The following is a 15,541-nucleotide window of genomic DNA, read 5'->3' as shown; positions in this document are numbered from 1 at the left end:
GGAGGCGATGCCGAGGAAAACACTTGTTGAGGCGTGGGGCGCGGGGGCCGAAGCTGTAAGGCCGGGTGCGAACCCCGCCGGGCAGCGCCCGGAGGCGATGCCGAGGAAAACACTTGTTGAGGCGTGGGGCGCGGGGGCCGAAGCTGTAAGGCCGGGTGCGAACCCCGCCGGGCAGCGCCCGGAGGCGATGCCGAGGAAAACACTTATTAAGGCGTGGGGCGCGGTGGCCGTAGCTGTGAGGCCGGGTGCGAACCCGCCTGTTTTTTTATATGTTTGCCCAAAAGGGGGCGGGGGGGTTTGGCCGCGGTGCTGCGGGCGGGCCTTTTTTTATTTTTTGTTAGATAAAAGCGATTCATTTGGCGGCGGGGTTCGCACTTGGCTGTGCGGCTACGGGCACAGTGTTTTGCGCACTATAGCGCAACTGGCCCGGCTTGGGCCTGGGCGCTTTGGTTTGCACCTGGCCTGCCAGCTTCGGGCAGAGCGGTTGCGCACTGCCGTGCGCCTGCCTCGGCACCGCCCCCGGGCGCATGCCCGGCGGGGTTTCGCCCCCGCACGACGACTCGCTTTTGGTACACGCCAAAAGCGAGCAAAAACGTGTCAAAGGGGGCACCCCTTTGAAAACCCCGTTATGCGCCCGGAGATAAAATCGGCGCTGGTGTTGCCGACACCCGGCAAGTACCCTCGGCAATGGTTCTGAAGTCGCTTCGCGAAAAGTGGGAAGGGCACGCTTCGCTCCCACGAACCATTGCCCCTTACGGGGTGCCCTCGGGCGACACCAGTAAGGCGCGCAGGCCCCGCACCGCTTGATTTTTGGCTCCGGGTCGGGAAAGCGCTCTGCATTGTTATGCCGCGCCTTGGGTCACGGGGGCGGAGGATCTAGGGCAAGCGGGGGACGGCTGAGTGTATGCGGGCATTACCCGAGGGGATCCCGCCAAAGGCGGGACAGGTGCCTGATTGGAGCGAGTGCACTCCCTGGAATTTGCACGAAGCGACTGGAAGGCACGTCGGCAGCGCCGACAGGCAATCCGGGTTGGCGCTTGCGCCATACCGGGTGCGTCCTCCGCGCGGATGCTGCACTTTGCTTAACAAACGAGCCTGCCCGGCTTTCCTCCGGCCGTTGGCCGGCCGCCCCTAGGGGGGATGCCAAAGGGGGGAACGCCCTTTGGCGCGCTTTTGCATCCTTTTGGCGCGTTCCAAAAGGATGGCGTCCCGCGGGGGTGGTGCCGAGGCAGGCGCACGGCAGTGCGCAACCGCTCTGCCCGAAGCTACAAAGCAAGGTGCAAACCCCGCTGCCAAGTGAATTGCCGACATTTTCTTTTTAAAAGAAGGACATTTAAAAATGAAACATTAAAATAAAGAGGCCCTGCCCGGACATACGCCCGGGACAGGGCCGAAGAAAGCGCTTATTAAGGCATAGACCGCTCCATTGCTCAATCAGTCGGTGATCAGCCCGCCGATGAGCTGGTGCACGTCATCCATGTTGTTCTCGACGAGATACCGCTCGATGCCGTCGATCACGTCGATCATGGCGGTGGGGTTCACAAAGGTGCCCATGCCCACCGCAACGGCGCTCGCGCCCGCCAGCAGGAACTCGATCGCGTCCTCGGCGCGCAGGACGCCGCCCATGCCGATGACCGGCACGGACACGGCGTGCGCCACGCGGTAGGTCATATACAGCGCCACCGGCTTGACCGCCGGGCCGGACAGGCCGCCGGTGAAGTTGCCCAGCACCGGGCGGCGGGTTTTCACATCGATTGCGATAGCGGTGAAGGTGTTGATGAGCGAGATCGCGTCCGCGCCCGCGCCCTCCACAGCGCGCGCCATCACGGTGATATCGGTCACGTTGGGGGACAGCTTGACGATCAACGGCAGCTTTGTGGCCGCGCGCACCGCGCGCACCACCTCGTCGGCCAGGCGCGGGTCGGTGCCGAACGCCACGCCGCCCTCGCTCACGTTCGGGCAGGAGATGTTGAGCTCGATGCCCGCGAGGCCCTCCACCCCGTCCAGGCGGGCGGCCAGCTCGGCGTAGTCGCTCGCGGTCTTACCCGCCAGGTTGACGATCACGGGGGTATTGAACTGCCGCAGGAACGGCATCTTCTCGTTGATGAACACATCCGCGCCCGGGTTCTGCCACCCGATCGCGTTGAGCATCCCACCCGGGGTTTCGCAGACGCGCGGGCCGGGGTTGCCCACCGTCTCGTTCATAGTCACCGATTTGACCACGATCGCGCCCAGGGCGTTCAGGTCGAGATAAGGGGCGTACTCCTCGCCGAAACCGAAGCAGCCCGATGCGGGCATCACCGGGTTTTTCATTGCAATGCCCGCGATGTTGACGCTCAAATTGGGTTTATTCGGCATCGAAAAACACCTCCTCGCCGCAGAACACCGGGCCGTCGCTGCACACGTTGCGGTAGTGCACGCCGTTCCGCCCCTTAACAGGCACCACACAGCCCTTGCAGGCGCCCACGCCGCAGGCCATGCGCTGCTCCAGCGACACCTGCACCGGCACCCCATAGGTCCGCCCCAGGCGCGCCACGGCGCGCAGCATCGGCTCGGGGCCACAGCAGCAGATGAGGTCGGGCTTGTCCGCCTGAATTGCGTGCTCGAGCGGCGCGGTGACAAAGCCGCGTTCCCCCAGGCCGCCGTCCTCGGTGGCGACCTCCACCGGGACGCCCAGCTTCTCCATCTCATCCAGGCAGTAGATGCTGCCGCTGTCGCGCGCGCCCACAAACATGCGCGCATCCAGGCCGCGCGCCGCCGCGCGCTGCGCCAAAAAGATCACCGGCGCGTAGCCGATGCCCCCGGCCGCGATGTACACCTTGCCCTGCTCGGGCAGGCGGTAACACCCCTTGCCCAGCGGGGCCATGAGGTCCACCGTCTCGCCCGGCCGGCGCTGGGCCAGCCAGCGGGTGCCCTCCCCCTTGATTTGGAACAGGAACCCCAGCTCGTCCCCCTCCACCTTGGAGATCGAGATCGGCCTGCGGGTGAGGCTGTACACCCCCCCGCCGCAGTAGATATGCGCAAACTGACCCGGCTCGCAGGCGGCCGCGAGCTCGGGCGCGCGCACGGTCATGGCCGCCACGTCGCGGGCGACCAGACGCGCTCCGGTTACGGTACATTCCATTTTCATCCTCAGAATCAGCCTCCTTGTCATGCTGGTTCTATTATAACAGTTTTCGGGGCCGGCCGCCACCCATCCCCGGCATTTCGGAGGAAGATGCAAAAAGCGACGGCGGAAAACCCGCCGTCGCTTTTTTGTGCTTATCGCTTCAGCCGCCTCGCAGCGGACTGAACATTGAATTGGTTGCGGAAGCCGTCTGATGTGGAGAAATCATCTCGGGCGTCCCAGTTCTGGAGGAACCACTTGTTTGGGCCAAACCGCCGCGCCTGTTGCTCACGCGCCGGTTGCTCTTTGGCTTGTTTTTAGGATACCCTAAAATCGTGAACAAATTGTGAACTCGCGGCTACAGCTCAGTGATTCCAAGATTACAATTTGGTGGCAAAGGTTACGGGATGGGAATGGACGCTTTTCTCCCTGTGACATCCGCCCCGGTCAGCCGAATTTTACGTCGATGTCGCCGCTGCTGTTCTCCACCGAAAGCCGGTAGCGGCCGCCGCTGTCCTTCACGCAGGGGTTCTCCTGCTTTGCGCCGTCCAGCCGCACGCTGCCAAAATCGGTCTGGAGGTCGAGGTTGTAATCGGAGGCGGGCAGGCTGCTGCGCAGCGAAACGCTGCCGAAATCGGACGACACCTCGATGTTGCCTGCGAATTCGCCCTCGAGGTCGATGCTACCGCTGTCGCAGTCCACCGAGAGCTCGCCGGTTTTTGCGCCCTTCACCTTGATCTCCCCGAAGTTGCTGTCCAACTCGGTTTTGCCCAGGCTGCCGCCGGAAATCGCGGTACTGCCGCTGCTGGCGCTCACCGTGGTCTGCTCCGCGGTCACATTGTCAAGCTCGATGCTGCCGAGGTCGCTCTCGACCGAGAGTGTCCGCGCCCGCACGCCGGAAAGCCTGGCGCCGCCCGCGTTTGTCTCAGCGTCCAGCAGACCGGTGGTCACGTTCTCCACGGTCAGCTCGCCCAGGTTGACCTCCAGCTCGACCTTGCCCTTGACCGCGAGGTCCTTGAGCTTCAGGTCGCCCGCGCCGACCTCAATTTTGACCTGGTCGAACTCCACATCCGCCGGATAGTAGATGTGCAGGTACTGCTCGCCCGCATCCTTCCACCCGCGGCCGCGCCAGCCGAACAGGTTGATCGAACCGCCCCCGCCGTCCCAGTCGCCGCTTTGGTCGAAGTAGAGAGCGCCGTCGCCGGTGACGCGGCAGACCGGCTCGCGCCCGGCCGTCGCCAGCCGGTACTCCACCCCGTAGTGGTCGGATGCGATCATCTTGACCCCGGCCAGATCGGCGGTGATATCCAGGGAGGTGAACCTCCCGGTCTCCACCGTCCGGCTGACCACAGCGCCCGCGCGGCCGTTGTGGTAGAGCTGCCCGTTGGAATAATACACGCCGATGTTGCCGCCCGCCATGGCGTATCCCGCGGCGGCCAGAACCCCGCCCAGCAGGATAAGCCCCGCGGAGATGCCCAGAACCACCTTTGTGCTCTTTTTCATGCCGCATCCCTCCTTACCACGCGCCGGCTGATCAGCCGCGCGATGCCGCTAAATGTCGCCCGCGTGAGCCAGACGGTGGGCAGGAACAACAGCAGGCCCACGCCGCTCACCACCATGCCGCTGCCGATGGCGCAGACGCCGGTGGGCACATGAGCGCTCAGGCAGAGGATGCCGACCACCATGCCGAAAACGCCGCCCGCCATCATCCCAACCGACACCCCGAAGAAGGAGAGGAACACGCAGGCCACCACGACCACCAGGGCGAACGCCACAGCCGCGATGGCGATGGCGACCGGCAGCGCGATGGGGGACGCGAACACCGCCAGAATGGCGATCCACACGGCGGAAAGCCCGCTTTTGCGCGGCGGCTGCGGCCCGGCCGCTTCCGGGCCCTGTTCATCCGGTGCGGGGCGGTAGGGCTCGATCGCCCGCACCATATACTCCGCTGTGATCTGCTGCGCGATCTTCATCGGGTCGCCGAGCTCCTCGAGCACCCGCTGTTCGTTTTCCGGGCCCGCCTCGTCGAAATATTCGACATAGTAGCGCACCGCGTTTTCAATCTCCTCCGGCGGCAGCCGGTGCAGCCCCTCGCGCAGGCGCATAAAGAAATCAAGCCTCGTCATACTGCTTCCCTCCCAAAATAATCTCGTCCAGCCTCGCCTTGTAGACGCCCCAATCGGCGACATACGCCCGGTACTGCTCCCGGCCGCTCGGTGTGATCGAATAGTATCGCCGGTTCCGCCCCTGGTACGGCTGGTCGTAGGTGGTGAGATAGCCGTCCTTTTGCAGCCGCCGCAGCACCGGATAAAGGGTGGAATCGGAGATATCGACCGCATCCCGCACGTTTTGTGTCAGGACATAGCCGTAGGTGTCGCCCCGCGAGAGCACCGCCAGAACACAGGCGTCCAGCAGCGCGGCGCTCAGCCCAAACGTCATGGTCATCCCCCATTTCCTATGTTGTTTTTAATATTATATATTATATAATATATAAAGTCAACTAATATTATTTTTCATTGTACGAATTTTCTGTAAAAGAAAAGGGCGCGGGCCATCCGGTCGATGGTCCACGCCCCTCTTATTTCAATTCTTCCCTCGCCGGTTAACCTCTTTTTCTCAGGGCGACAGCCAGCGCTGTGCCGCCCAGGATTGCCGTCGCCGCAATCACAATTGCCGCGATGGCCCAAACCGGCATACCGGCTTCCGCCGCCTCGACAGGGGCCTCGGCCTGAGCGGCGGGCGCTTCCGCCTCAGCCGGAGCCACAGGCTCGATCACCGCAGGCTCCTCGGGCACGACCGGCTCCACAGGAACCGTCGCCTCAGGCGCCGCAGGTGCCACCGTCGCGGGTACCTCGCCGCCCGTCTCCGGGTTGCTGTTCGCAGCGGGTGCGTTCACCGTGCCGCTCGCAGCAGGCACAGTGCCGGCCATCGCCTTGACCTCATCGGAGGTGTAATACACTGCCGGACAGCACGATACGGCTGTCGTCGGGGTAGAGGGTGAAACCGATCTTCTGGGTGAGCGCGCCCTCCTTGGCGAGGGTGACGACCAGTTGTTTGCCGTCGCCCAGCTCGTCGCTCACATTTTTCTGTTCCCATTTGCCGGTGTAGCCTCCCGCATTGGAGGCCTCGCCGTTCATGGCGCTGTATGCGTCCTTGATTACGGCCTTGTCCCGCACCAGGTCGCGCATCTCGTAGGTGCCCGCGTCGAGGTTGTAGACGACGCTCACCAGGCCGTTGCCGATGGTGACCGTGTTGCTCACATCGACGCCGCGCGCGCGGCCGGCTGAAATTGCAACCCCGCCGCCCGGAAGCGCCGCGGCTGCGCCAAAGCTCGGCAGAACCAGAGCCAATGCCAAAAGGCAACTGATGATTGTTCGCATGTGTCGTTTCATAGTCCACCGTCCCTTTCTTTTTTTGCACTACATTTTTCCAGCAATTTGGCGATAAACGCTAAATTCTTTTCACATTGTATATCATTATTTCTGAATCAGGAATATACAAATCGGAAAAATATATAAAAATCGGAAAAACTGGTGCAAAAAAATTCCCCCGCGATTTGGCGATTATCACCAACCAGTCGCGGGGGACGAGGGATACATCTTCAAATTTAAAACAAAGGGATACGTTTGGTGGGCTGGGGGGCGCCGAGGTGCGCGCGGGCCAGCACCGGCAGCATGAGCTGGAAAAACAACACCAGCAGCACGGTTTCCGCGGGCAGCAGCAGCAGGTTTTTCACCAGGCTCTTGGCGAGGTAGTAGTAATACCCCTTGCCGTAGAGCATGGCGCTCCACAGCGCGCCTAGACCCACGTTCACCAGCAAGTTGATACTCAGCTTGCACAGGAACACCTTGAGCGCGGTGATGCGGGTGCGGTAGAACGCCAGCCCGTAGATCAGTCCGCTTACCATGGCGGTGACGGTGTAGCCGAAGAAAAAGCCGCCGAACGGATGGACAAAAAAGCCCACCAGGTCGCCCACAAAGCCGGCCATCACGCCGATGACCGGGCCGCAGACCAGGCCGCAGAGCGCCGTCTCAAAAAAGCTGAAGTAGATGCGCAGGTTCTCCCCCACCGGGATAAAAAATGTGCTGATGACCACACGGATGCCCACGAACAGCGCGGCCAGCGCCAGCATCCGCAGGCTTTTGAGCTCGCCGCACGCGGCGCGCCAGTAGGCGAGGGAAAAGGGGTTGGAAAACAACATAACAAAAACAGCCTCCTTTCACATGAATTTTTCGCCACATGAAAGAGAGGCCACGCTCTTTGATGCAGCAGCGGGATGCGAAGCCTGCACCGCAAGGCACGCTTTTCGTCTGTCCGGCAACTCCCCGTCCGGCCAGCACTTAACGCGCAGGCTTCTACTCTGCTTACCATTTCAATATGTGATTGTAAGGGCAAATCCCCGCCGTCCGGTGGGAATTTTTCCCGCAAGCCCTATTGTAACACCGGTCGGGGTATTTTGCAAGGGCCAACAACTCTCAGAAACCTTGAAAACCGGCCCGCTGTATAGTAAAATAGAAGAAATAGACGTGAAAATTTGCATTTTACGGAGATAAAGGAGTCTTGATTGGGATGAAAAAATTACTTGCACTGATTCTGTCGGGAAGCCTCGCCCTGACACTGGCCGCCTGCGGCGGCAGGCCCTCGGCTGAAAACAGCGAACCGAGCAGCCGCGGGGAGGAGTCCTCCTCTTCGGTGGAGCTGCCCACCTACCGCATCCAGGCTGTGCTGCCCAAGGATGCGCCCTACATCGGCCAGTTGGAAAACAGCTTCCACCAAGCGGTCAACGACGAGTCCGTCACGGTGAATATGGAATATGTGTATGTCAGCGAGGGCAACGAAACCGCATCCCTGCAAAAGATCGACCCCACCTCCTGCGACGGGGTGATCGCCAGCCCGCTCAACGGCGAATCGTCGCTGGCCGCGCTCAGCCGCGTGAGCGACCGCGGGGTGCCCGTGGCGCTGATCGATACCCAGCTTGAGAAGAACGACTTCGCCATCGTCTGCTCCGCGTCCGACCAGTATGCGCTGGGGGAAGCCGTCGGCAAGGCCGCCAAGGAATACATCGAAACCGAGCTGGCGGGCAAGGCCACCGTGGCCGTGTTGCAGCACAGCGCGAAGGATCTCACCGAGAGCACCCTGCGCCTCAACGGTTTTCTCGACCAGCTCAAGGAGATGAAGGACGTCTCGCTGGTGCGCGACATCGAAGCCGCCACCCCCAAGGAGATGGAGGAATCGCTCGGCTCCTACCTGGATGAGGCGAAGGACGATGCCGCAACCGTCTTTTTCTGCACCAACGCCGAGGCCTCCGCCGCCGTGCACAACGCGCTGGTGAAGGCCGGCCGCGCCGACAAGGCGGCCGTGTTCGGCGTCGAGGCGGACGACGCGGTCGCCCAGATCATGCAGGAAGAGGGCAACACCATCCAGATGGTGGCGGCCACCAACTACTGGCAGATGGGGTACGACGCGCTCGTCTCCCTGCTGGAGGCGGCTCAGAACCCGCAGGCCGGGCATGAGGCCGCGGCGGCGGACACCCTCGAGCCGGTGGTGCTGCGCGCGGGCGAAGCCGAAGCGATCGCCGACTACGCATCCAAGCTCGCACAGGAATAAACCATACGATGACAGGTGGCGCACCTTGCCCGGTGCGCCGCCTTTTTTATTGCTGATCCACCCGCGCCCTGGGCGCCAACGGCGCTCCTTCACAGCCCAAATTCTCTTTTTTGAACAATCCAATCTTCGCCATTTTATTCAATCAACCAAATCGTTTCTCACACCCTTGACAAAAAACCGTGAAAATGGTTCAATATCATTATCGATAATGTTAACGATAATATTTCAAACCACGCCGGAAATCAAAGTAACTTTTTGTTGCTTTTGATCGAAATAAAAAGAAGGAAAGCAGAGGAGGAACGACATGAAACGAAAGATCCTGGCGGCGTTGCTCGCCGCCACCATGTTCCTGAACCTGGCGGCCCCGTCATTGGCGGCGGACCCCAGCTCCGGCTCCGGCGGCACAGCGCCGGACGACATCGGCGGATTGACCGTCTGGTATGACGCGTCGACCATCCCGGCGGAGGACGGCGACAAGCTGGCAGAGCTTACCAACCAGGCGTCCACCGGCGCGGAATACGACGCCGCACAGGCCGACGAAGCCTACCAGCCCGAGTATGTGGCGAAGAGCACATACAAGGAATTCCCGGCCATCCGCATGAACGCCGACAGCTTTATGCAGATCGGCGGCGACGAAGGCTTCGACCTCACCGATATGACGATCGTCGCGGTGATGGCCCCCCGCAAGCTGGTGAACAACCAGCAGATCTGTTCCCGTAAGAAAAACCAGAGCGGCGACCACAACTGGTACTTCAACCTGGAGAACAGCGGCGGCCTCAACTTTGGTTGGAAGGAGCAGGGGCAAAACAACTGGACGAGCCCCAACCCGAAGCCCAATCTGTCGATCAAAACCCCCTATACCCTGGTCGGTCTGAAGAACGGCGCCGACGGCGCGGTTTATGTGAACGGCGAAAAGACCGCCTTCAACGGCAGCGAAACGCCCGAGTATAACGGCCAGAAGGTGTTCCTTGGTGCGTTCGCAGGCAACTCGGACGGTGAAAAGACCGTGGAAGCGGACATCGTCGAGTTCCTGATCTACAACCGCGGCCTGGACGAGGCGGAGCTCGACGAGCTGAACGCCTACCTCGACGAAAAATACTACGTTGAAGAGCCGGACGAACCCGAACCGGAGGAGCCTGCGGCCCCCATCAATCCGGATGAGCTGGACGGCATCAAGGTCTGGTTCGATGCCTCCAAGATCGAGGCGGAGGACGGCGACAAACTGAGCGGCCTTACCAACCAGGCGGCCACCGGCGCGGAGTTCGACGCGAAGCAGGAAAACGAGGCGTTCCAGCCCACCTATGTGGCGGAAAGCGCATACAAGGGCTTCCCCGCCGTCCGTATGGACGAGGAGAGCTTCCTGCAGGTCGGCGGCGACAACGGCTTTGACCTCAACGACATGACCATCGTCGCAGTGATGACCCCGCGCGAGCTGGTTAACGACGGCCACGGCCGCCAAATCTGCTCCCGCAAAGAAACCGGCGGCGGCAACCACAACTGGTATTTGAACGTGGAGAACGGCAACGGCCTCAACTTCGGTTGGAAAGTTTACGGCGGCGTCCACTGCAAGCCGGTGGAGCAGCCTGCCCTCTCTACCTATGAAAACTACACCGTAATCGCCCGGAAGAGCGGCGCGGACGGAGCGCTGTTTGTCAACGGCGACATGACCGCCCTGCGCGACACCGGCGACCGCCCGGACACCAACAGCGATCCCGTCTACCTCGGCGCGCCTGAGGGCAACGGCGATCAGGAAAAGACCCTCGCGGCGGACATCGCCGAATTCATCATCTTCGACCGCGGCCTCACCGACGAGGAGCTCGCCGGGCTGAGCGCTTACCTCGAGGAGAAATACGACGACACCTACAACCCGGCCGAGCTCGAGGGTCTGACCGCCTGGTTCGACGCGGCCGACCTGGACGCGAAGGACGGCGACCGCCTGGATGTATGGCCCAACAAGGCCAACCCCGGCACCCACGACGCGGCCCAGATGAGCGAAGGCAGCCGCCCGCTGTTCGAGAGCTCGAGCAAATTCGACGGTATGCCCGCAGTGCGCCTCGAGAGAAACACCTTCTTTGAGGTGACTGACAGCGCGGCGCTCAACCTGGAGGACTTCTCGATCTTCGCCGTGGTCGATTTCGACACCGTCTCGGGCGGCGGCGACGACAACCAGATCTTCTCCAAGCTGGCCACGGTCGCGCCCTGGAACCACAACTGGTACTTCAACATCAACGGCGGAGGCTTCAACTTCGGCTGGAAGGAAGCCAACGGCAACTTTATGGATTACCGCGGCGCAAACCGTGAATTCGTCGCCGACAAAAACTATGTGCTCGGCGGCGTGAAGAACGGGCTCGACGCCCTGTATTACATCAACGACAGCCTGATCGGCACGCTCACCAGCGGCGCTGCCAGCCCGGTCCCCGGCTATAACAACGATCCGGTTTACATCGGCGGCACCGGCACCGGCAAGAGCATGATCGGCAACGTGGGCGAAATCCTGCTGTTCAACCGCGCCCTCACCGAGGAGGAGACCGATGCAGTCAACGGTTACCTCTGCAAAAAGTGGGGCATCAACAAGCAGATCATCGTCTCCAACCTCAAGGGCTCGGTGGAGCTCGACGGCGAGCCCTACCGCCTGTTCAGCCCCACCACAGACGTGTATCAGTATGTCCTGCCCAAGGACACGACCGATATCCCGCAGGTTTCGGCCGACTTCTCCGCCTCTGATGCGACCTGCACGGTTCGCCAGGCGGAATCGATCCCCGGCTCTGCGTACATCGACGTGGACCTCGGCGGCGTCATCAAAACCTTTGAAATCCAGTTCTCCAACCTGGAAAAGGAGATCCTCGACCTCAAGAATCCCACTGTGGAAGAGGTGGAGATCACCGACGGCTTCTGGCGCGAGCGCCTGGATGTCTTCGACGACATCACCGTCGATTATGTACTCGACAAGCTCGAGGAAGTCGGCTCCATCAAGAACTTTGAGAACGCCGGCACCTCCAACACCCAGGTACACAACAACCCGTGGAACGACGGCCTGCTCTACGAAACCATCCGCGCGGCGGCCGACTTTATGCGCGCCAACCCGGACGGCGACCCTGAGCTGGAAGCGAAGATCGACCGCTACATCGACGTCATCTACGACGCTTCGCTGCGCGTCCCCAACGGTGTGTTGAGCACCCACGGCAACATCCAGCAGCCCGGCAAATACTTCGATGAGACCGGCAACCCCCGGTGGTTCCACGAGGCTTACAACTTCGGCTGCATGGCCGAGGCAGCCGTGCACTACTATGAGGCCACCGGCAACGCCAAGCTGCTGTTTGTGGTGACTCGCTTTGCGGAGTATGTCGTGGACAACTACGGTTACGGCCTCAAAGAGGACGGCACCCCGAAGATCAACTTCATCCCCGACCACGGCGGCCCGGAGGAGATGGTGCTGAAGCTCTATCAGCTCTACCGCGACAACCCGGAGCTCAAAGAGCTTGTGGGCAGCTACAACCCCGATTACCCGTTGGAGATCAACGAAACCGACTACGCCGACCTGGTGAAATTCTGGATTGAGAACCGCGGCAACTATGTCAACCGCGCGGAACCCTTCTTCTACTTCGGCGACTACACCCAGGACCACGCCCGCTTCTTCGACCAGAAGATCGCGGCCGGCCACGCGGTGCGCGCCAACCTGTTCTACCTGGGCATCGCCGCGGCGGGACGAGAATTTGAAGATCCCACCTACCTGATGAGCGTCGACCGCCTGTGGAACAACATCGTCAACAAACAGATGTACATCACTGGCGGCGTGGGCGCCACCGGCAACGAAGAGGCCTACGGCCCCGACTACGACCTGCCCAACGACGGCTACTGCGAGACCTGCGCCCAGGTGGCGATGGGCTTCACCAGCGAATACCTCGGCCTCACCTTCGGCGAATCCAAGTATGCGGATATCGTAGAGAAGTACATCTACGACGGCGTGCTGGGCGGCACCGGCCTGGACGGCAAGACCTTCTTCTATCAGCAGCCTCTGAGCGCCAAGGACAAAGAGCGCTGGAGCTGGGATAGCTGCCCCTGCTGCCCGCCGATGTTCCTGAAGCTCTACTCTGAGCTTGCGACCTATATCTACGCTTACAACGACAGCAACGTCTATGTCAACCAGTTCATCTCCAGCAAGACCACGCTGGAAAACGGCGTCAGCATCGAGCAAACCACCGAGATGCCCTGGGGCGGCAAGACCACCCTCAAAGTGAACGGCGACACCACCCTGCGCGTGCGTCTGCCCGAGTGGGCCGACCACAGCAAGATTACCATCAAGGCGAACGGCGCCGACGCCTCCTACGCGACCGAGAGCGGCTACGCCGTGCTCTCCGTCTCCGGCGAGACCACTGTGGAAGTCGAATTCCCGATGGAAGCCCGCCGCGAGTATTCCGACGAAAACGTGGTTTACAACCGCGGCAAGGTGGCCCTGGCTTACGGCCCGATGGTCTACTGCTTCGAGTCCACCGACCACATGATGATCCCGAACTTCAAAGCGGGCGACGGCAACCTGGGCGTTCCTGTGGACGCTGTGCTGAAGACCCAGTTTGAACCCGACCTCCTGGGCGGTATCCAGACGATCACCGTCGAAGGCGGCCAGTATTACGACTCCAACGGCCAGCTGCGCACCGGCACGCTCAAGGCGATCCCCTTCTATGTGCGCGCCAACCGCGGCAGATCCTCCACCTTCGTCTGGGTTGACGAAGAAGTGAAAGAAAGCGGCGGCGAGGCCAAGCGCTGGCTGGCGATGGCCGACCGCTCGGAGAATCAAGGCAGCAGCGCAGCCGCCGCGTTCGACGGCGACGCCAACACCTCCTGGTCGATCGGCACCCCCGATTACCCGCAGGTGCTGATGGTCGATCTCGGATCGGTTCAGCCAGTGGCGAAGGTCAAGACCACCTTCAACGGCGCCCAGGCGTGGAAATTCATCGTCTACGGCTCCACCGACGGCGAAAACTGGACTGTATTCTCGGACAACAGCGGAAACCTCAACAACATCCAGGAGTTTGAGGATATCGGCTCCATGCAGGCGCGCTATGTGGCGCTCAAATTCACCCAGTCGTCCGGCATGGGCTACACTGTGGTGCAGGATGTGGCCGTTTTTGCGGAGGGCTCCAACACCAACATTGCGCTGAACAAACTGTGCGGCGCGACCTCCAGCATCGATACGGGACGCTCCGCGTTCGCCATGATCGACGGCAACGACGAAACCCGTTACTGCCCGCCCAACCACGACAAACCGCGCGTGCTCACCTTTGATATGGGCGAGGTCGCGGATATCACCGGCATGAACATCCTGTTTGAAAAGCCCACCAGCTGGAACTATGGCATCGAAGTCTCTGAGGACGGCGAAAACTGGACCGAATATGTCCGCGAGACCTTCAACATGACTCAGGATGGCGTCTATCACCTGGTGGAGAAGGAAGCCAAAGGCCGCTACATCCGCTTCACCGTCTATGAGACCACGGGCGGCGTGTGGGCAAGCGTCTGGGAGTTCGACGTGCGCACCGCTAAGCCGGTCGAAGACCTGTTCACCAAGCTCATCAACGCAACCGGCGACCCCGAGCCTGGGAAGCCCGACACGACCGAGCTGGAAGCTCTGATCGCCGAGGCGGAGAACGACTACAACGAGGTCGATTACACCGCCGAAAGCTGGGCGAACCTGCAAGCAGCGCTGACCGAGGCGAAGGGGCTCATTGGTAACGATGCGGCCACCCAGGATCATGTCAACGCGGCTTACGACAAGCTGGAAGCTGCGATCGGCGATCTGGTGGATATCGACGAGACCGACTTCTCCAAGCTCCAAAAGATTTACGACGCAGCTGTAGAACTGGGCAACGACCCGAACTATGAATCTTCTGCGCTTCTGAAGGAGCTCATCGCTGATGCTGAGGAGATGCTGGACAAGCAGGCTGCTACCCAGCAGGAAGCGGATGCTCTGGCTGCACGGTTAGAAACCGAAGCGGCGAAGGTTCTGCTGAACAAAGCGCTGAAAGATGCTGAAGCGGTCATGGCCGGCCTCGACAAGGCGGACTATACCACTGCAAGCTGGAACAATTATGAGAATAAGATGGATGCTCTCAAGGCGATGCAGGACAACGAAGTCCTGACCATTGAAGCGGTTAAGAACGCTGTAGCCGATGTGGATCAGGCGTTTGAAGCTCTCAAACCGGCGGTTCCTGATCCCAAGCCGAGCAAGCCTTCCAAAGGCTCTTCCAGCAGCGTGAACGACATGGACTACTGGAATGGTGTGATCGAGAAGATCAACGCGGCGGACAAGGGCGACAAGATCAATGCGACGCTGGAGAGCGGAGCGATGATGCCTGCGACGGTGATCGATGCGCTCAAGGGCAAGGATGCCACCCTGGTGGTCACCGTAGGCGGCAAGGACTACGCGATCAATGGCGCTGGCAAGTTGACCGGTTACACCGCATCTGCGGTCTACTACACCAGCGATGAGATCATCGCGATGGCGAACAGCAAGGCGACGGCGCCGACTGCCGGCGACCAGACGGGCAACCCGGAGACGGGCGGCGAGATCGAGATCGGCGAAGCCGGCGCGGCGGTGGCGCCCACCATCGACAGCGCGGCAGTTCCCGCGCCCGAGGCACCCGCGGTGATCGCTCCGGAAGCGGCTGCCCAGGCGGCTGAGACCGAGACGAACAGCGGTTCCCTCTGGGTGATCGCGGCGGTTCTCGCGGCTGTGCTGGTCGGCGGTGCGGCGGTCACAGTGATTGCCCTGCGCAAACGCAGCGAAAACAACGACTAATCACCAATCCTCCCTTGCGCTGGGAAGTAAAAAGC

The 15,541-nt window shown here is 61.4% G+C and carries 10 protein-coding genes and 1 riboswitch; of the genes, 2 read left to right on the top strand and 8 right to left on the bottom strand.

The annotated features are described in order from the left end of the window. Positions 1–1,434: 1,434 nt before the first annotated feature. From H8711_RS05690 to H8711_RS05655, 8 genes are all read right to left on the bottom strand, one after another. Entirely contained in the window at positions 1,435–2,358 is a 924-nt protein-coding gene (locus H8711_RS05690; protein WP_249282501.1) for a dihydroorotate dehydrogenase, read from the bottom strand. Next, positions 2,348–3,130 carry a dihydroorotate dehydrogenase electron transfer subunit gene (locus tag H8711_RS05685; RefSeq protein WP_249282500.1) on the bottom strand — a complete coding sequence of 261 codons (783 nt, stop codon included), beginning with the start codon at positions 3,128–3,130 and terminating at the stop codon, positions 2,348–2,350. The genes H8711_RS05690 and H8711_RS05685 overlap by 11 nt, the downstream gene beginning before the upstream one ends. A gap of 423 nt (positions 3,131–3,553) precedes the next feature. Next, positions 3,554–4,609: a DUF4097 family beta strand repeat-containing protein gene (locus H8711_RS05680; RefSeq protein ID WP_249282499.1), complete on the bottom strand. Its 1,056-nt coding sequence runs from the start codon at positions 4,607–4,609 to the stop codon at positions 3,554–3,556. Next, positions 4,606–5,232 (bottom strand): DUF1700 domain-containing protein, encoded by a 627-nt coding sequence (locus H8711_RS05675; RefSeq protein WP_249282498.1) that lies wholly within the window; start codon positions 5,230–5,232, stop codon positions 4,606–4,608. The genes H8711_RS05680 and H8711_RS05675 overlap by 4 nt, the downstream gene beginning before the upstream one ends. Next, positions 5,219–5,545: a PadR family transcriptional regulator gene (locus tag H8711_RS05670; protein ID WP_249282522.1), complete on the bottom strand. Its 327-nt coding sequence runs from the start codon at positions 5,543–5,545 to the stop codon at positions 5,219–5,221. The genes H8711_RS05675 and H8711_RS05670 overlap by 14 nt, the downstream gene beginning before the upstream one ends. 163 nt (positions 5,546–5,708) lie before the next feature. Then, a complete protein-coding gene (locus H8711_RS05665; protein WP_249282497.1) occupies positions 5,709–6,035 on the bottom strand; it encodes a hypothetical protein in 327 nt (108 codons plus the stop codon). Positions 6,036–6,045: 10 nt separating this feature from the next. Beyond that, positions 6,046–6,498, bottom strand: coding sequence for a hypothetical protein (locus H8711_RS05660; protein ID WP_249282496.1), 453 nt, complete (start codon positions 6,496–6,498; stop codon positions 6,046–6,048). 215 nt (positions 6,499–6,713) lie between these two features. Then, positions 6,714–7,307, bottom strand: a complete 594-nt coding sequence (locus H8711_RS05655; RefSeq protein ID WP_249282495.1) for a folate family ECF transporter S component — start codon at positions 7,305–7,307, stop codon at positions 6,714–6,716. A gap of 66 nt (positions 7,308–7,373) precedes the next feature. After that, positions 7,374–7,471, bottom strand: a riboswitch (THF riboswitch). A gap of 204 nt (positions 7,472–7,675) precedes the next feature. Here H8711_RS05655 and H8711_RS05650 point away from each other — a divergent pair. Together H8711_RS05650 and H8711_RS05645 are read left to right on the top strand one after the other, a co-directional pair. Then, positions 7,676–8,713, top strand: coding sequence for a sugar ABC transporter substrate-binding protein (locus tag H8711_RS05650; RefSeq protein WP_249282494.1), 1,038 nt, complete (start codon positions 7,676–7,678; stop codon positions 8,711–8,713). A gap of 304 nt (positions 8,714–9,017) precedes the next feature. Then, positions 9,018–15,506: a beta-L-arabinofuranosidase domain-containing protein gene (locus tag H8711_RS05645; protein ID WP_249282493.1), complete on the top strand. Its 6,489-nt coding sequence runs from the start codon at positions 9,018–9,020 to the stop codon at positions 15,504–15,506. Positions 15,507–15,541 lie beyond the last annotated feature (35 nt).

This window comes from Ligaoa zhengdingensis, assembly GCF_014384885.1.
GTDB classification, from domain to species: domain Bacteria; phylum Bacillota; class Clostridia; order Oscillospirales; family Ruminococcaceae; genus Ligaoa; species Ligaoa zhengdingensis.
This window is presented reverse-complemented; position numbering and strand designations above follow the sequence as displayed.